This window comes from Tessaracoccus lacteus (assembly GCF_029917005.1).
In the GTDB taxonomy this organism is placed as follows: Bacteria; Actinomycetota; Actinomycetes; order Propionibacteriales; family Propionibacteriaceae; genus Arachnia; species Arachnia lactea.
In genome coordinates, this window is sequence record NZ_CP123967.1 from 1788714 (window position 1) to 1806084 (window position 17371).

Annotated in this window: 16 protein-coding genes and 1 riboswitch; of the genes, 5 read left to right on the forward strand and 11 right to left on the reverse strand. The window is 73.1% G+C overall.

The genetic code is table 11. From position 1 onward, the window contains the following. The first annotated feature begins 10 nt into the window (after positions 1-10). Genes QH948_RS08265 through QH948_RS08275 form a run of 3 tightly spaced genes read left to right on the forward strand, consistent with a single transcriptional unit; the run spans position 11 to position 4353 of the window. Positions 11-754, forward strand: a complete 744-nt coding sequence (locus tag QH948_RS08265) for a cobalt-precorrin-6A reductase (RefSeq protein WP_281143972.1) — start codon at positions 11-13, stop codon at positions 752-754. A gap of 36 nt (positions 755-790) precedes the next feature. After that, positions 791-3061: a glycoside hydrolase domain-containing protein gene (locus QH948_RS08270; protein ID WP_281143973.1), complete on the forward strand. Its 2271-nt coding sequence runs from the start codon at positions 791-793 to the stop codon at positions 3059-3061. Next, a complete protein-coding gene (locus tag QH948_RS08275; RefSeq protein ID WP_281143974.1) occupies positions 3049-4353 on the forward strand; it encodes a glycosyltransferase in 1305 nt (434 codons plus the stop codon). Before QH948_RS08270 ends, QH948_RS08275 begins: the two co-directional genes overlap by 13 nt. Here the strand turns inward: QH948_RS08275 and cobA are convergent. The 3 genes from cobA to cobO are packed head-to-tail and all read right to left on the reverse strand — an operon-like array spanning position 4319 to position 8006. After that, entirely contained in the window at positions 4319-5062 is a 744-nt protein-coding gene (gene cobA / locus QH948_RS08280; protein ID WP_281143975.1) for a uroporphyrinogen-III C-methyltransferase, read from the reverse strand. The two genes, QH948_RS08275 and cobA, sit on opposite strands and share 35 nt — an antisense overlap. Beyond that, the gene (gene cobBC, locus QH948_RS08285; protein ID WP_281143976.1) at positions 5047-7413 is read right to left on the reverse strand and encodes a bifunctional hydrogenobyrinic acid a,c-diamide synthase/histidinol phosphate aminotransferase CobBC; all 2367 of its coding nucleotides are present in this window, start codon (positions 7411-7413) and stop codon (positions 5047-5049) included. Before cobBC ends, cobA begins: the two co-directional genes overlap by 16 nt. Further along, on the reverse strand, positions 7407-8006 hold the full coding sequence (gene cobO / locus QH948_RS08290; protein ID WP_281143977.1) for a cob(I)yrinic acid a,c-diamide adenosyltransferase: 600 nt from the start codon (positions 8004-8006) through the stop codon (positions 7407-7409). Before cobO ends, cobBC begins: the two co-directional genes overlap by 7 nt. Before the next feature lie 26 nt (positions 8007-8032). Between cobO and cbiT the strand changes: the two genes are divergently transcribed. Then, positions 8033-8623, forward strand: a complete 591-nt coding sequence (cbiT, locus tag QH948_RS08295; protein WP_281143978.1) for a precorrin-6Y C5,15-methyltransferase (decarboxylating) subunit CbiT — start codon at positions 8033-8035, stop codon at positions 8621-8623. Here cbiT and QH948_RS08300 read toward each other — a convergent pair. Genes QH948_RS08300 through QH948_RS08315 form a run of 4 tightly spaced genes read right to left on the reverse strand, consistent with a single transcriptional unit; the run spans position 8613 to position 11214 of the window. After that, a complete protein-coding gene (locus QH948_RS08300) occupies positions 8613-9431 on the reverse strand; it encodes an energy-coupling factor ABC transporter ATP-binding protein (protein WP_281143979.1) in 819 nt (272 codons plus the stop codon). The two genes, cbiT and QH948_RS08300, sit on opposite strands and share 11 nt — an antisense overlap. Continuing rightward, positions 9428-10192 (reverse strand): cobalt ECF transporter T component CbiQ, encoded by a 765-nt coding sequence (gene cbiQ / locus QH948_RS08305; protein WP_281143980.1) that lies wholly within the window; start codon positions 10190-10192, stop codon positions 9428-9430. The genes QH948_RS08300 and cbiQ overlap by 4 nt, the downstream gene beginning before the upstream one ends. Beyond that, on the reverse strand, positions 10185-10535 hold the full coding sequence (locus QH948_RS08310) for an energy-coupling factor ABC transporter substrate-binding protein (protein ID WP_281143981.1): 351 nt from the start codon (positions 10533-10535) through the stop codon (positions 10185-10187). Before QH948_RS08310 ends, cbiQ begins: the two co-directional genes overlap by 8 nt. Beyond that, positions 10528-11214, reverse strand: coding sequence for an energy-coupling factor ABC transporter permease (locus QH948_RS08315; RefSeq protein WP_281143982.1), 687 nt, complete (start codon positions 11212-11214; stop codon positions 10528-10530). Before QH948_RS08315 ends, QH948_RS08310 begins: the two co-directional genes overlap by 8 nt. Positions 11215-11249: 35 nt before the next feature. Beyond that, a riboswitch (cobalamin riboswitch) is annotated at positions 11250-11364 on the reverse strand. A gap of 78 nt (positions 11365-11442) precedes the next feature. On the opposite strand from QH948_RS08315, the gene QH948_RS08320 reads away from it, so the two are divergent. After that, positions 11443-12096, forward strand: coding sequence for a precorrin-8X methylmutase (locus QH948_RS08320; protein WP_281143983.1), 654 nt, complete (start codon positions 11443-11445; stop codon positions 12094-12096). Between the two features lie 49 nt (positions 12097-12145). Here QH948_RS08320 and QH948_RS08325 read toward each other — a convergent pair whose 3' ends face one another. Genes QH948_RS08325 through cobI form a run of 4 tightly spaced genes read right to left on the reverse strand, consistent with a single transcriptional unit; the run spans position 12146 to position 17362 of the window. Further along, on the reverse strand, positions 12146-13387 hold the full coding sequence (locus QH948_RS08325; RefSeq protein ID WP_281143984.1) for a CbiX/SirB N-terminal domain-containing protein: 1242 nt from the start codon (positions 13385-13387) through the stop codon (positions 12146-12148). Further along, positions 13384-15765 (reverse strand): precorrin-3B C(17)-methyltransferase, encoded by a 2382-nt coding sequence (gene cobJ / locus QH948_RS08330; RefSeq protein WP_281143985.1) that lies wholly within the window; start codon positions 15763-15765, stop codon positions 13384-13386. The genes QH948_RS08325 and cobJ overlap by 4 nt, the downstream gene beginning before the upstream one ends. Then, positions 15765-16601: a precorrin-4 C(11)-methyltransferase gene (cobM, locus tag QH948_RS08335; RefSeq protein ID WP_281143986.1), complete on the reverse strand. Its 837-nt coding sequence runs from the start codon at positions 16599-16601 to the stop codon at positions 15765-15767. The genes cobJ and cobM overlap by 1 nt, the downstream gene beginning before the upstream one ends. Next, positions 16598-17362, reverse strand: coding sequence for a precorrin-2 C(20)-methyltransferase (gene cobI, locus QH948_RS08340; protein ID WP_281143987.1), 765 nt, complete (start codon positions 17360-17362; stop codon positions 16598-16600). Before cobI ends, cobM begins: the two co-directional genes overlap by 4 nt. Positions 17363-17371 lie beyond the last annotated feature (9 nt).

The following is a 17371-nucleotide window of genomic DNA, read 5'->3' on the forward strand; positions in this document are numbered from 1 at the left end:
GATGGGGTCCATGATCCTGATCCTCGGCGGCACGGTCGAGGGGCGGCTCCTCGCCGAGGCCCTCGCCGGCCTCGGCGCACCCCACCTGCTGTCGCTGGCCGGCCGGACAGCCTCGACCCCGGCCGCCGGCCCGGTCCGGGTCGGCGGCTTCGGCGGGGTCGACGGGCTGACGGACTTCCTCCGGGGGAACGCCGTCGCCGTGGTGGTGGATGCCACCCACCCGTTCGCCACGACCATGAGCCGGAACGCGGCCGACGCCTGCCGGGCCGCGGGCGTCCCGCTGATCCGCGTCGAGCGCCCCGGCTGGGGGACCCACGAGTCGGCCGGGGCCTGGGCCTGGGTGGACGACCACCCCGCGGCCGCGGCCGCCGTGCTGGACCTGGGCGCGAGGCGCCCGCTGCTGACGGTCGGCCGGCTGCACACGCTCGACTACTCCCCGGCCCTCGATGCCCTGCCCGTGCTGGCCCGCGTCACCGAGCCCCCCGACCGCGACCTGCCCCAGGCCTGGCGCCTGCTCGTGTCCCGCGGCCCGTTCACTGCGGCAGACGAGTCCCTCCTTTTCACCCGCGAGGGCATCGACTGCCTTGTCACGAAGGACTCGGGCGGCGGCTCGACGGCCCCGAAGCTCGACGCGGCCGCCCGGGCCGGGGCCCGGGTCGTGATCGTGCGCCGCTCCCCCGGGCCCGCCGGGGTGGAGACTGTCGGCTCCGTCGCGGATTGTCTGCGGACGCTGGAAAGATTCACGAGCGCGTAACACGAGCGACGCCGTCGGCTTTGTAGTGTTCGACGCATGCTCGAAGCCGTCGACCCCTTCATCGGCACCGCGGGCGTCTCGCTGCCCGCGCCGACCGGCCTGGCCGCCTCCTGGTGGTGGCCGAAGCCCCAGGTCGGCAACACCCACCCCGGCGCCACCTACCCGTTCGGCATGGTGTCCGCCTGCTCCTACTCCGGCGGGTACCCGACCGGCTACGGCCCATACGAGCTCGGCACCGAGGGGCGGCCCGTCCCGATGATGGCCGACCTGCGCGCCTCGGGGTTCACGCACTTCCAGCAGTCCGGCACCGGGGCGATCCGCAAGTACTACAACTACTTCCGCGTGACGCCCATGGTGCTGAGCCTCGACGAGCTCGGCCGCTCCTGGGAGATCGTCGAGGAGGAGGCATCCCCCGGCTACTACCGCGCCGTCCTGTCGTCGGGCATCACGGCGGAGATCACCGTCGGCCCGAAGTCCGCCGTGCACCGCTACACGTTCCCGCGCGCGCAGGACGCCCGCGTCGTCGTCGACCTGTCGCACGGCGGGCTGGCCATCCCCTACGGCTCCACGGTGCCGCTGCGCGCGTCGCTGGAGCTGCTCGCCCCGGGGGTCGCGTGCGGGGAGATCGTCGTCGAGGGCGCGCCCCTGGCGGTGTATCTGGAGATCGACAATCCGGCGATGCGGCAGCTGCTCTGGTACGACCGGCGCCTGATGCCCGGAGGCTCGCGGATCGACTTCTCCGACATCAGGCCGACGACGCTGCGGCCGTTCGGGCTGCTGTTCACCGGGCCGGCGGATGCCGGCCAGACCGTGGAGCTCAGGATGGGCTTCTCGCTGCGCGGCACCCAGCGGGCCCGGGAGAACCTGCTCGCCGACTGCGGGGACCACGCACCGTCGTTCGAACGCCGCCACTCGACGACGTCGGCCGAGTGGGCCCGCCACGTCGACGCGGTGCGGGTCGACACGCCGTCCGACGAGCGGCGTACCGTGATGGCCACCGCCGTCTACCACTCCCTGATCAAGCCGTGCTCGGCCCCGGACGAGTCGCCGTTCTGGCCCAACGACGGCCCCTTCATGTACGACATCTCGACGATGTGGGACATGTACCGCACGCAGTTCCCGCTCGTGACGACGCTGCGCCCCGACATCTCGGTCGGCCTGGCCAACGCGCTGCTGCGGGTCTGCGAGGAGGAGGGCAACTTCCCCGTCGGCTACCGCATGGCCCGCGGCGCCGACCGCTTCTCCCGGCAGGCCAGCGCGCTCGCCCACACGCTGCTCGCCGACCTGTGCGCGCTGGGCGCCACCGGCATCGACTGGAACTGGGCGCTGGTGCACATGGTCGCCGACCTGCGCCGCACCTACGGCGAGGAGTACATCCTGGGAGGCATCACGCACCCGATCACGCACGTGCTCGACCTGGCCTTCGGGTACTGGTGCACCGCGCTGGTGGCCCGGCGCCAGCGCGACGGGAAGCTGGCCGACGAGCTGGCGGCCCTGTCGAACGGGTGGCCCGCCGCTTTCGATCCCGCGACCGGGCTGCTGCGCTCCTCCACGTTCTACGAGGGGACGACGTGGAACTACTCGTTCAGGCTGCTGCACGACATGGAGAAGCGGATCGCCGACGTCGGCGGGGACGACGCCTTCGTCGCGCTGCTCGACCGGTTCTTCGGCTTCGGCGCCGACCCCGTGACCCAGCCCGGGCAGCGGCCGGGCAGGGCCGAGCTGGAGGCCGGCTACGCGCTGGGCCGCTTCGAGGGCCTCAACAACGAGCCCGACATGGACGCCCCCTGGGCCTACACCTACGCGGGGCGGCCGGACCGGACCGCGGAGGTCGTGCACGCCGGCGTGCACCAGATGTTCGGCACCGGGCGCGGCGGGCTGCCCGGCAACGACGACTCGGGCGGCCTGTCGTCCTGGTACGTGTGGGCCTCGCTCGGCCTGTTCCCCGTCGCCGGCCAGAACCTCGTCCTGCTCAACGCGCCGTCCTGGCGCGACGCGGAGATCGACGTGCCGGGCGGGACGTTCGCGATCCACACCCGCGACTTCCGGGAGCCGACGCCCGACGGGCCCGTACAGTACGTGCAGTCCATGACGCTGGACGGCAGGCCGCTGGACCGCGCGTGGCTCACCATGGATCGGCTCCACCGGGGCGGCGAGCTCGTCGTCACCCTGGGCGACCGGCCCGGCGCATGGGCGACCGGGTCGCGTCCTCCGTCCAGACCCCTGCCCGTGCCGCCGGCCTCCGTGCTCGGCGCCCCCTCCACCGCCCCCCTCGACGCCCCGGGAGAACCCACATGGCCGAAGTGAACCTCTACCGCTACCGCCGCCTCGTGATCGTGGTGCGCGCCGACCCGGTCATCTGCGGACACTCCGTCGAGGCCCGGAACCTGGCGGAGGCCGCGCTCCTGCGCGGCTTCGAGGACGTGCGCATCGTCACGTGGCCCATCGACCGGCTGGAGGCCTCCGGTCTGCCCCTGAAGCCGCTCGAGCACCTCCTGCCGTACAGCCCCGGCATCACCGTGGAGCGGCCCGGGCCCGTCGGCGACTACCGCGTCGTCGACGGCCGCTACACCGGCGGCGTCGTGGGCCGGCTCGTCGAGCTGTTCACCGACGGGGTCCCCACCGTGTGCCTGTCGCTGTACCTCACGCCCCACACCATCGCGGTGCAGGAGGCCGTCACGGCGGCGCGTCGGACTGGGCTGCCGGTCGACGTGCTGACCATCGCGGAGGCCGTCGGCTCCGACATCACCAACGTCGTGCGGACGGCCGTGACCGAGCACCGCTACGGCGCCGCGGCCCATGTGCTGGCCACCTACCTGGCCAGCGACTGCTGCCTCGCAGTGTCGCACTACACCAAGGAGGTCATCGTCGCCGCGGCCGAGGAGGTCGACGCCGGGCTGGGGACCTCGTTCGCCGCGCAGTGCGCCGAGCGGGTCGGCATCTCCTACCCTGCCCTCGACGTCGCCAGCTACCTGGGCCACGACCCGCTGGAGGGCCGCGAGGTCCTGACCAGGCGGGGGCTGCCCGGCGGGCCGTACGTGCTGTTCCTGTCCCGCCTGACCGACGCGAAGGGGGTGCCGGACCTCGTCGCGGGCTACGAGCGAAGCGGCATCGCGGGCAGGGCCCGCCTCGTGATAGCCGGGCGCGGCCCCCAGGAGGAGCGGATCAAGGAGCTGGCGGCCGCGTCGCCGCTGGCCGACCACATCTCGGTGCTCACCGACGTCGACGACGAGGAGAAGCCGTTCCTGATGGCGGGGGCGCTCGCGTTCTGCCTTCCGACGCTGCCGCGGCCGGAGTTCATCGAGACGTTCGGCATCGCGCTCGTGGAGAAGATGCTCGCCGGCGGCGGCCCGGTGATCACGACGACGACCGGCGGAGTGCCCGAGGCCGTCGGCGACACGGCCATGATCGTGCCCGTGCAGGACCCCGACGCCATCGCGGAGGCGCTGCGGCGGGCGGTCGACATGAGCGACGATGAGCGCTCGGCCTGGGAGGACCGGGCGCGGGGCTATGCGCTGCAGTTCGACCGCGCCGTCGTGCTCGACCGGATGCTGGAGCAGGCGCTCAGTCCAGCCCCAGCTTCGCCACGTCGCCGATGATGGCGATGGCCGGCGGCTGGACGTCGTTGGCCCGCGCCACGTCGCCGATCGAGGCAAGCGTGCTGACCCACGCGGCCTGACGCTCGGTCGAGCCCTCCTGCACGATGGCCGCCGGCGTGTCGGCGGGCATGCCCGCATCCTGCAGGCGGGTCGCGATGGCTCCGAGGTTCTTGACGGCCATCAGCAGCACGAGCGTCGTGCGGCCCTTCGCCAGCGCGTCCCACGCGATGGTGGAGCGCGGGTCGTCGGGCGGCACGTGGCCGCTGACGACGGTGAATCCCTGCGACAGCGAGCGGTGCGTGACCGGGATGCCCGCGAGCGCGGGAACCGACACCGCGGAGGTGACGCCGGGGATGACCCGCACGGGCACGCCGGCCTCGACGCAGGCCTGCCACTCCTCGCCGCCGCGGCCGAACACGAAGGAGTCGCCGCCCTTGAGGCGGACCACCTTCAGGCCCTTGCGGGCCCGCTCGATGAGGATCTCGTTGATCCGCTCCTGGGGCGTGAACGCGCCGCGTGGGATCTTGCCCACGTTGACCCGCTCCGCGCCGTCGGGGGCCTGGTCGAGGACCTCGAGCGGCCCGAGGCGGTCGTGCACGAGGACGTCGGCCTGCTGTACGGCCCGCAGTCCGGCGACCGTGAGCAGGTCGGGGTCGCCGGGACCGCCGCCGACCAGTACGACCTCGCCGGGGATCAGTTCTCGTTGCATGCGTCTTCCTTGATGTCGAGCAGGGCGGCAATCAGCCCCGCGTGGGTGTGTGGGTCCCGTGCGGCCAACCGTAGCCAGGTCGGCCCGAGCCCGGGGAAGGTCTCCCCGCGCCTGACTGCGAAGCCGCGGCTCGCCAGCGGCTCCCGCAGCGATCCGGCAGCTATCGCGGCCGTGTCGACGAGCACGAAGGGCGCCTGGCCGGGCACGGGGTGCAGGCCGACCTCCGTCAGGCGGGCGACCAGGTCGGCGCGGGCGGCGGCCCCCTCGCGGGCCAGGCGGTCAGCGTCGAGCCGGCGTCCGTCGGCCAGGCAGGCGACGGTCGCGGCGACCGCGGGGGTGGAGACGGACCAGGGGGCCTGCTGGGCCGCGAGCCGGGCGATGAGCGTCGGGTCGCCGACGACGTAGCCGACGCGCAGCCCCGCGAGCGCCCAGGTCTTGGTGAGCGAGCGGAGCACGAGGCGTCCGGCCATGTGGGGCGCGATGAGCGTCTCGGGCTCTCCGGGGATCGTGTCGCCGAAGGCCTCGTCGACGACGAGGATGCCGGAGTCGAGCGCGAGCAGGTCCTCGGCGCGGTGCAGCACGCCGGTCGGGTTGGTGGGGTTGCCGACGACGATCAGGTCGGCGGCGGGCACGCGGGCGGGGTCGAGGCGGAACCCGTCGGCCGCGGCCAGCACGTGGCGGGTGGGGGTCCGCCCGGCGGCGAGCAGCGCGGCCTCCGGCTCGGTGAACTGGGGGTGCACGACGAGGGAGGTGCCCTCCAGCGCGCGGGCGACGAGCGTGAACGCCTCGGCGGCCCCCGCGACGGGCAGCACCATGGCCTCGTCGACGCCGTGGTGCCGGGCGATCGCGGCCCGGGCCGGGGCGGGGTCGGGGTAGGCGGCCCAGTCGGCGTCGCGGACGATGGCCTCGACGAGCCAGGCGGGAGTGGCGGGCTGGCGGACGTTGACGGCGAGGTCCACCAGGCCCGGGGCGATGTCGCGGTCGCCGTGGTGAAGCAGGTCGGGCGCCGCCGGACGGACGGCGAAGGCGTGCACTGCGTCGGCGAAGCGCTGCGCGAGCTGCGGGTGCCCCGCCCAGTGCACGTGCAGGTAGGAGGCGTGCAGCGTCGTCGACGCGACCCCGTCGGGGCGGCCGTCGAGCAGCCAGGCCGGCGGGTCGCCCGCTTCGCAGTGGGTGCGGTGGAACTCGTGGCCCGTCACCGTCTCGCCGACCCGCCCGAGCAGCGTGTCGCGCCCGGTCGTGGCCGAGCGGTAGCCCATGGTCAGCCGTGCGGTCATGGCGGAGGTGTGCGGGAGCGCCCCGACCATCGGGTGGCCGTCGAGCTGCCGGCAGAGGTACAGCAGGCCGGCGCACTCGGCGACGGTCGGCATCCCGTCGGCGACAGCTTCGCGCACCGCCTCGCGCAGCGAGGCGTTGCCGGCCAGGTCGGTGGCGTGCATCTCGGGGAATCCGCCGCCGATCCACAGGCCGGCGGTGCCCTCGGGCAGCGCGGTGTCGGTCATGGGGTCGAAGGTGACGGGGAGGCAGCCGGCGGCCCGGAGGAGTTCGTCGGTCTCGGGATAGCGGAACGTGAAGGCGCGACCACCGGCGACGGCCACGACCGGGCGGAGGTCGGAGGGAGGGGTCACGACGGCGGCGGGATCCCAGGGCGTCGCCGCCAGCGGGCCGGCCATCCCGGCGATCCGTCGCAGTTCGTCGAGGTCGAGGTGCTCGGCGACGACGGCCCCCATCGCCTGGATGCCTGCATCGTCGCGCTCGGCGGCGGGCACGAGGCCGAGGTGGCGCGAGGGTGCCTCGATGTCGAGGTTGCGGGGCAGGACCCCGAGGACGGGGACGCCGAGCGGGACCAGCGAGTCGCGGATCTCGGCCTCATGGCGCGGGCTGCCGACCTGGTTCAGCACCACGCCGGCGATGCGGATCGCGGGGTCGAAGGAAGCCATGCCGAGGACGAGTGCCCCGACGCTGCGGGACGTGTGACGGGCGTCGACCACCAGCAGGACGGGCGCGTCGATGAGGCGGGCGACGTGGGCGGTGCTGGCGAACCCGCCGGTCCCGAGCTGCCCGTCGAACAGCCCCATCACGCCCTCGACGATCGCGATGTCGGCGTCCGCGGAGCCGTGTTCGAACAGGGGCGCGATGAGCTCCTCGCCGCAGAGGAACGGGTCGAGGTTGCGGCCGGGGCGGCCGGCGGCGAGCGTGTGGTAGCCGGGGTCGATGTAGTCGGGCCCGACCTTGAATGGTGCGACGCGGGTGCCGCGCGACGCGAGCGCTGCCATCACGCCGGTCGCGACGGTGGTCTTGCCGTGGCCGGAGGCCGGCGCGGCGATGACGACGCGGGGGATGCTCACCATTCGATCCCCGCCTGCCCGCGCTGCCCGTTGTCGAAGGGGTGCCTGATCTTGCGCATCTCGGTGACGAGGTCGGCGACGTCGACGATGGCCTGCGGGCAGCGCCTGCCGGTGAGCACGACGTGCTGCGTGCCCGGCCTGGCCCGGAGCGCCTCGGCCACCTCGCCGGCGTCGATCCAGCCCCAGTCCATCGGGTACGTGAACTCGTCGAGGATCCAGAGGCGGTGGCGCTGCTCCGCGAGACCGGCGCGGATGTGCTCCCAGCCCTCGACCGCGGCCTCGCGCGCCTCCAGTTGCTGCCCCTCGCCCCGACGGGTCCAGGACCAGCCGGTGCCCATCTGCTCCCATGTGACGGCGCCGGAGAGCTCGCCGAGCCGGGTCAGCGCGTCGCGCTCCCCCGTGCGCCAGCTGGCGGACTTCACGAACTGGTAGACGCCCACGTCCCAGCCCTGGGCCCAGCCGCGGAGTGCCACGCCCATGGCGGCCGAGGTCTTGCCCTTGCCGTCGCCGGTGTTGACGAGCACGACGGGTCGGCGGCGGCGCTCGGCGGTCGTGAGCCCGTCGTCGGGCGCGACGGGGGTCGCTCCTCTGGTCATCGGTCCTCCCTGGTTAGGATCGCGTCGTGATCATCGACCGCGACCAGGCCCTGTTCGGCTCCGCCCCCGGGCTGCCCGACGCCGCTTTCGCCCACGACGGGCTCATCACCAAGCGCGTGGTGCGCGCCAGCGCCCTCGCCCACCTGCGCCCCCTGCCGGGCCAGCTGCTGTGGGACGTCGGCACCGGCGCCGGTTCGATCAGCGTCGAATGGTGCCGGGGTGCCGACGGCGCGCGAGCGATCGGGATCGAGCGACGCGCCGAGCGGGCCGAACGCGCGCTGGCCAATGCCGACCGCCTGACCGTGCCCGGCGCGTTCACGCTGGCCGAGGGGGACGCCGAGGAGATGCTGCGCGAGCTGCCCGCCCCGCACGCGGTTTTCGTCGGCGGGGGCGGCTCCATGACGGTGCTGGAGATCGCGCACGCCGCCCTCCCCGAGGGCGGTCGCCTGGTGCTGCACGGCGTGACGATCGAGGCGGAGATGCTGGCCGTGGCCGCGCAGGAGCGTTGGGGCGGCGAGCTCTGCCGCATCCAGGTCGAGACCGCGGCGCCGCTCGGCGGCCTCCGTGGCTGGACCCCGGCCCGCACCGTCATCCAGTGGGCGCTGGTCAAGGAGTAGCACCCCTCACCTCCCTCACGGACGCGACGATGTCGTCCACCGTGCGGGGCAGCGGCGACGTCGGTAGCCCGAGGCGCCGGCACAGCTCGAGTTGCCACGGGCTGCGCAGGCGCGCGGCGGCGAGCAGCTTTTCGTCGCCGAGCAGGAGCGGCGGCCCCTGGCGGACGGTGTGGTCGTGCACGACCGCGACCTCGTCGGCCCAGCTGAGGGCGAGGTCGACGTCGTGCGTCGCCAGCACCACCGTGGCGCTGAGCCCGGCGAGGGTCGCCATCAGCTCCTCCACGCCCGCCGGGTCGAGGCCGGCGGTCGGCTCGTCGAGCAGCAGCACGCGGGGCCGCATCGCGACCGCCCCCGCGATCGCGACCCGCTTGCGTTCGCCGTAGCTGAGCTGGTGGGTGGGACGCTCGGCCAGGTGCGTGACCGACAGCAGATCCAGCGCCTCCTCGACGCGGGCAGCTGCCTCGTTATCGCTGAGCCCGAGGTTGAGCGGCCCGAAGGAGACGTCCTGGCGCACATCGGCGGAGAACAGCTGATCGTCGGGGTCCTGCAGCACCAGCTGGCAGAAGCGCCGGTGCAGGCGCAGGTCCTCGCGTCGCTGGCCGACGGGGCGGCCGTCGGCGCAGATCTCGCCCGCTCGCGGCTTGAGAGCCCCCGACAGGGACCTGAGCAGGGTGGTCTTCCCGGACCCGTTGGCGCCGAGCAGCGCGACACGGCGCCCCTCGTGGATCTCGACGGTCGCGCCGTCGAGCACCGGGGGTCGGCCGTGGAAGCCGGCGACGAGTGCCGTGGCGCTGAGCAGGGCTGTCATGGCGCCACCCACGTGGCGACCCACACGACCGAGACCGCGGCCAGAGTCATGACGATGAAGGGCCAGGAGCGCTCACGACGCGGACTGAGCGTGACGAGCGCGTCCTCGAAGCCACGACCCTCGAGCCCCTCCTGCAGACGGACCGCCCGCTGCCAGCTCCGCAGCATGATGCTGCCCGTCGTGCCGGCCGCCGTGTGCATGCGGCGCCCCCAGGAGGCGTCGTCGCCCAGCCTGGCCCGCTGGGCCTGGTGGACTGCCCAGGTGGTGCCGAGCAGCACGAACAGCATGCGGTAGGTCAGCGAGGCGATCTCCAGCAGGGTGTCCGGCACGTGGAGCGTGCGCATCCAGGTGAGCAGGTCGACCATGGGCGTGGTCGTGGCCAGCACCATGACCGCGAGCGTGCCGGCGATGCCGTGCGCCAGCAGGCCCAGCGCCGTCGCCAGGCCGGTGGCGCTGACCCTGAGCGGCCCGATCCCCCAGCCGTCGGCCCCGATGTGCACGGCGACCGGCAGCGCCCCGACGAGCAGAAATGCGACCGGCGCGGCCATCACGGTGACGAGCAGCGTCGGGCGGATCCGGGCGGAGCCGAGGATGAGGATCAGGGAGATGACAGCGACCAGTGCGCATCCCGGCCACGGGTCGGTCAGAAGTGCGGTCAGGATGAGCGCGACGCTGAGGGTGACCTTCTCGCCGACGCGACGACGCCGCCACGGGCTGGCCCAGGCGGCATCGTCGATCGCTGACTCGTGATTGCTACTCATCACCCGCGGGGGCAGCCTCGGGCTGGGGTGCCTCCTCCAGCTCCTTCGCCTTGACGGCGCGGCCGCGGAAGTTGCCCAGCACGAAGCCGACGATGCCGGCGCCGAGGGCGGCCTGGATGGCGAAGAGGCCGGACTCGATCTCACCGGAGCCGGGCTCCCAGATCGGGTTGAACCACGGCTCGACGCCGTGCTCCTCCAGCACCTCGGTGACGATGGAGTCGGTTCCTACGAAGCTCTCGTCCCCCTCGGACGGCTGGGGAGCCATCGCGAAGCTGAAGATGAAGATGACGACGATCACGGCCAGCAGGGCCAGGCCGACGAACCAGTCCTTGCGCTTAAACATGTGCGGCCGCCTTCTCGGTCTGGGGCATGACGCCCAGGCGGATCATCTGGTCGGGCGCGACGCGCGCGAAGAACCCGAACAGCAGGATGCCGAGGACACCCTCGGCGATGGCCAGCGGGATCTGCGTGACGGCGAAGATGCCGAGGAACTTGGCTGCGGCGCCCAGCAGGCCGGTGACCTCATCCGGGTACGCGATGGCCAGCTGGAAGCTGGTCACGACGTACGTCACCAGGTCGGCGAAGAAGAAGGCGAGGAAGACGCCGAGCCACATGGGACCGCCGAACTTCTTCACGAGCTTCCAGCACGCGTAGCCCGCCCACGGGCCGGCGATCGCCATGGAGAACACGTTGGCGCCCAGCGTGGTGATGCCGCCGTGCGCCAGCAGCAGCGCCTGGAAGAGCAGGACGATGGTGCCGAGGAAGGCCATCACAGGCGGTCCGAAGAGCACGGCTCCGGCGCCGGTGCCCGTCGGGTGCGACGACGAGCCGGTCACGGACGGCAGCTTGATGGCGGACAGGACGAAGGTGAAGGCGCCGGCGGCCGCGAGCAGCAGCTTGTTCTCCGGCGATTCCTTGGCCTTGCGGATCACGGCGCGGGCGCCGTGGATGACGAAGGGTGCACTGGCGGCATACCACACGGCACACTCGAGGGGAGGGAGAAATCCCTCAGCGATATGCATCGCCGAACTCCTTTGTCCGGGATTGCGCGTCCCGGGGTCAAGGCTCGGATGAGACCAGTTCCTGACTTCCGCCCCGCAGGGCGGCTCACAGTGGCGCGACCGTCCCGGATGAGTCCCCGGGTTCCTGGCAGCTCGTCCGAGCATTTCTATGATTGTGAAACCAACTACAGCACGTCGTAATCCGGCCCGTAAGGCGGGGTGGGTTAAGGGTGATCTAGGGTGACGAGCGTGTCGAACCCCTACCTGCGCACCGGCTCCGAGATCTACGAGGAGTCCTTCCGGATCATCCGCGCCGAGACCGATCTGACCCGTTTCCCCGCGGACGTGAGCCGCGCCGTCGTCCGCATGGTGCACGCCGCGGGCGACCCGTCCATCGCCGACGACGTCGCCTTCACCCCCGGTGTCGTCGCGGCGGCCAACGCCGCCCTGCGTGCCGGGGCCCCGATCCTGTGCGACTCGTCGATGGTGGCCACCGGCATCATCTCGTCGCGGCTGCCCGCCCGCAACGACGTCGTGTGTCACATCAAGGACGAGGCCATCGCGCGCGACGCCGCCTATCGCGGCATCACCAAGACCATGGCCGCCGTCGACGCGTGGGCCCCGCGGCTCGACGGCGCGGTCGTGGCCATCGGCAACGCCCCGACGGCACTGTTCCGGCTGCTCGAGGTCGTCGCCGAGACGGGCGCCCGGCCGGCCGCGGTGATCGGCATCCCCGTCGGCTTCGTGGGCGCCGCCGAGTCGAAGGAGGCCCTGATCGAGTCTCCGCTGGGCCTGGAGTACCTCGTGGTGCGCGGCCGCCGGGGCGGCAGCGCCATGACGGTGGCGGCCGTCAACGCCATCGCCAGCACCGACGAGCTGACCAACACCTCCCGACAGGACTGAGAGGCGGCGCGGGCCCGGGTACGCGAAGTACCCGGGCCCGCGTGTCTCGTCAGTTGCGCCGGAACGGCTCCGCGATCGCCTGACGCACGTCTTCGGAGCCGACGATGGCCTCCAGCACGTGGCGGGAACGCCGCGGGTTGCGGTCGCCGACGACCGCCACCGTCAGGTGCCCGACACCCCGCGACGCGGCCGTGTACGCGGTGCCCTGTACGGCGTCGTCGGCGCGCACGCAGAAGGTGTGGCGGCGCTCGGCCTCTGCCACCACACGGGCGTTGACGCCGGGGTCGTCGGTGTCGGCCAGCACGTACCAGGCGCCCTCGAGGTCGCCCTCCGCGAACTCCCGGCGCTCCCATGCCACATCCCCGGCTGCCGCGAGGGCCTGCAGCGCCCCGGTGGCCGTCGGGGAGACGAGCGTGACGCGGGCACCCGCCGCTATCAGCTTCGGCACGCGGCGGGTGGAGACGACTCCCCCGCCGACCACGACGACGCGGCGGCCGGTCAGCAGCAGCCCGGCCACGTAGGCGGGTGACCCCTCAGCGGCGGCCTCGGGCATCGCCTCGCGGTACCGGTCGATCACGACGGCCGCGAGCTCGTCGCAGTCGCCGATGACCTCGGCGACGCGGACCCGCGCGTCGGGGTGCGCCGCGGCCCAGGCCTCGGCCTGCTGGAACGTCCACGAACGGAGCCGGCCGGGGAAGATCCAGTGGCCCATTACCACGAGCTGGCGGTGGCCGGCGGCGTAGGCGCGGTCGAGGCCCTCGGGAAGGCTGGGTCGGGTGACCTGGATGAAGCACTCCTGCACGTCGGCCCAGCCGCCCGCCTCGTAGTGCATGCGGGCCAGCCGCACGTGATCGGCGTTCGCGTCCGCCACGACGGCGCCGCGTCCGACGAAGACCAGGCACGTCTCGTCGCGCCGCCAGTCCCCCATGGCGGCGTCGATGCGCTGGTTGACGGCGTCCACAAGGCGGGGGTCCGCGCCGAGGTGTGGCGCGTAGTCGATGCGGGCGCCGGGAACCTCCTCGAGCGCCTCGGCGATGAAGCCGGGGATGTCGCGGCGGACGTGGGCGCCGGTACCCAGCATCAGCGGGACGACGACCGCCCGGCGGGTCTCCTCGCCGTCGACGATGTCGGTGAGCGCCTGGGGGATGCCGGGCTGGTTCAGTTCGACGAAGCCGAGGCCGACCTTCACATCGGGCAGCGCGCGCGCGACGCGCTCGACGAACCGGCGGCAGGTCTGCTCTCCGTCGGCGTCGCGGGTGCCGTGGGCGGCGATGATCAGGGGGGTGCTCATCTGGTCTTCTCCTCGGAGTCGGTCTGGGCGGTGTGCGGCATCCACTGGTAGTCGCGGGGCGTCACCATGCGCTGCTCGCCGCCGCCGGAGGTGACGTACCGGGTGGTGCTGGAGCCGACGATGACGATGGAGTTCATGTCGACCCATTCGGGGCGGAACTCGCCCAGCGTGCTCATGATGACCTTCTGGCGGGGCCGGCAGGCCTGTTGCACGACGGCGATCGGCGTCGACGGCTGCCGGTGGGAGCCGAGGATCTCCAGCGCCCGCGGCAGGTGCGCGGTCCGCTTCTTGCTGCGCGGGTTGTAGAGCGCGACGACGAAGTCGCCGACCGCCGCGCCGTGCAGGCGGCGCTCGATGCTGTCCCAGGGGGTGTGCAGGTCGGACAGCGAGATGGTCGCGTTGTCGTGGCCGAGCGCCGCGCCGAGGATGGCGGAGGCCGCCAGGCTCGCGGTGACGCCCGGCACGATGTCGACGTCGATGCCGTCGGTGCCCTGCTCCAGGACCGGGCTGGCCATCGCGTAGATGGCCGGGTCCCCGCCGCAGACCAGCGACACGTTCTCGCCGGCGCGGGCCGCGTCGATCGCCCTGGCCGTCCGTTCCTCCTCTGTGCCCATCTTGGACGCGAAGACCGTGGTGCCGGGGCGTGCGAGGTCGCGGATCTGCTTGACGTAGGGGCCGTAGCCGACGATCAGAGTGGAGGAGCGCAGCGCCTCGACGGCGCGGGGCGTCAGCAGGTCGCGGGCGCCGGGGCCGAGACCCACGACGCTCAGCTTCCCGCGAGCCGGGATGCGCCCGACGGCGCAGGTGGCGTCCGCGTTCTTCTGCTTGGTGACGATCAGGTCGGCTCCGCGGGCCAGCACGGAGGCCTCCGCGACCGACGGCGTGCCGACGGCCTTCAGCGGGGCGTCGCTGGGCGTGGGCACCTCGAAGGTCGCGAGCTCGGCCGCGTCGTAGTCCTTGAGCGGCACGCCGAGCCGGTTGGCGAGCTGGATCAGGCCGATCTCCCCGGCCTTCGCGTCGACGGTCGTGATCGCCGCGACCGACTCGACCGCGAGATCGTTCGCCTCGAGGGTCTCGGTGAGCAGCGCGTGCAGCACGTCCACGCCGGTGCCGCGGTTGCAGCCCATGCCCACCACGAGGCTCTTCGGGTGCAGCACGACGGTCGGCAGCGGCGAGCCCGGCACCGAGACGGTGTCCGTCACGACGATGCGGGCCATCGGGTTCTCGGCGCCGACCGCCACATTGGCGGGTAGCGGGGGCAGCGGCCAGCCATGGGCCTTCTCGACCGCGACGGGTTCGCCGTCGATCAGGGCGCGGGTCACGCCGGCCACGTCCCCCGAGTAGGCCCAGCCGAGCGTGTCGAGAGCCGGCAGGTTCAGCGCGTCGGTCGCGGTGGTCAGGACCGGGGTGGCGCCGAGGCCGTCGGCGATGCGGCGGGCCAGGTCGTTGGCGCCGCCGGCGTGGCCGCCGACCAGCGGAACCGCGAAGCGGCCGGCCTCGTCGACCACGACGACGCCCGGGTCTGTCTTCTTGTGCTTCAGCAGCGGCGCGACGAGCCGGGTGGTGGCGCCGAGCGCGAGGTGGCTGACGATCAGGTCGCAGTCCTGCCACGCCCTCGGCAGCGAGACCTTCGCAGGACCGTCGTAGCGGCGGGACGTCACGCCGAGCGCCTTGTCGATCGCGTCCGCGTGCCGCCGGGCGGCCGGCGAGTTGGTGAGCTGCCCGACCACGGGCGTGTGTGGGCCCTCCCCCGTCGCCTCGCCCGAGATGAGCGCGGTGTCGTCCGGGGTGCCGTCGAGGATGAGGACCACGTTAGGCTCCTCGACGTCCGCGACGGCCTTGGCCTCCTGCTCGGTGAAGACGCGGACCCGCTGGTCGGCCTCGCCGAGGCGCTCGGCCAGCACGTAGTGCCTGCCCAGCCCGGCCAGCGCGGCGGCGAGCTCGCGGATCCCGGCGTGCGGGGAGGTCAGGACGCCGACCTTCGGGTGCTGCGAGGCGGCCTCGACCGCCGCGTCGAGGGGCTTGCCGTGCGCGGAGACGACGATGGCGTCGTCCCAGGGCAGCGCGACGGCGGCGAAGGCCGCGGAGACCGAGCTGACGGCGGGCGCCACGGTGACCGGCAGCCCGGCCAGCCGCAGCCGACGCAGGATGCCGTGGAAGCCGGGGTCGCCGCTGGCGATGACGAGGGCGTCCTCATCCGCGCCGAGGGCCGCGAGGCGCTCGATGGCCGGGGTCAGCGCCCCGAGCACGACCTGCCGTTCGGGCTCGACGCCGAGGTCGGCGAGGTGGCGGCGGCCACCGACGACCAGCGCCGAGCTGGCGGCCAGCGCGCGCGTCTCGGCGCTGAGGCCGCCGAGGTAGCCGTGGACGTGGATCATCAGTTCTCCTTGGAGAGATCGACGGCGCCGGCGCCGTGCGCGCGGAGCTCCTGCTGGGCCTCGGGCTCGGCGGCGCGGTACTCGTGCCGGAAGCCGGGGTGGTACAGGTGTGAGCGGGTACCGCTGTGGCCCTCGGCCAGCGCGGGGCCGACCATCACGATGGTGTGCTTCCACAGCTTGTGCTCGCGCATCCGCTCGGACAGCTCGTCTAGGCGGCAGCGGATCATCATCTCGTCGGGCCAGCTGACCCGGTAGCCGATGATGCAGGGCGTCGCCGGGTCGTAACCGCCGGCCAACAGTTCCTCCTGCAGCACCTTGTTGCGGGCCGCGGACAGGTACAGGGCCATGGTGGCGCCGTGGGCGGCGAACGACCTCACGGTCTCCTTCGGCGGCATGGGCGTGCGGCCGCCCTCCAACCGGGTGAGGATGAACGACTGGGAGACCTCGGGAATGGTGATCTCGGCGTTCATCCGGGCGGCTGTGGCGGAGTAGGCGGAGACGCCGGGGATGGTCTCGTAGTCCAGGCCGAGCTGGCGGCACATCTCGTACTGCTCGCCGGTGGCGCCGTAGATGGACGGGTCGCCGGTGTGCACCCGGGCGACGGTCAGGCCCTCCTCGGCTGCGCGCCGGTAGTGGATGGCGGTGTCCTCCAGCGCCTCGCTGGCGGAGTCGACGACCAGCGCGTCGGGCCGGGCACCGGCGACGATGCCGGGGTGGACGAGGCTGGACGCCCAGATCACGATGTCCGCCTCGGCGATGGCCCGTGACCCGCGCATCGTGATGAGGTCGTCGGCGCCGGGGCCGGCTCCCACGAAGATGACCTTGCCGCGCTTCACAGCCTGCCTCCTGTCTCCTGACCGTCCCGCCTCGCGGGGATGATCACCGTGCTGAAATATCCGACCTTGCGGTCGGCCTCGAGCCTGTCGAGGCCGAACAGCTCCTGCCGTTCGAGGCCGACGTTGACGCCGACGACGGCGTCGCGGCCTCGCTCCCTGAGCTGTCCAGCGACCTCCGGCATCCGACGGCCCCCCTTGTAGGCGACGACGGTGTCGACGGTGTCGAGGACGCGGCCCAGCACGTCGAGGCCTGCGGTCACCGGAACCAGCGCCAGCGTCTCGGTGCCCTCGACCAGCGGCGTGCGCGACTCGGCGGCCAGCGCCTGCATGGCGGTGATGCCGGGCACGACCTCGATCTCGAGGTCCGCAACCCGGTCGGCGACGTAGGCGGCCAGGTACGAGAAGGTCGAGTAGACGCTCGGGTCGCCGACGGTGGCGAACGCGACGGTCCGCGCGCCGCGGGCGTAGGCGGCGAGCGCCGCGTCGGCGGAGGTCTGCCAGGCCTCCCGACGGCGGTCGGTGACCCCGCTGCGGTCGGCCATGGAGAAGGGGACGCGCACGATGGCGTGCGCCACCTCCGGGGCCGCGGCCACCACGATCTGCTCCGCGCGGCCGGGGCCGTCTCCCGAGGCCTCCGTGGCGGGCACGAGGATGGCGTCGGCGGCGCACAGCGCGGAGAGCGCCTTGACTGTGATGAGGTCGGGGTCGCCGGGGCCGACGCCGATGCCGATGAGGCGCGGGCGCATGTGAGTGAGCGGCATGTATGCCAG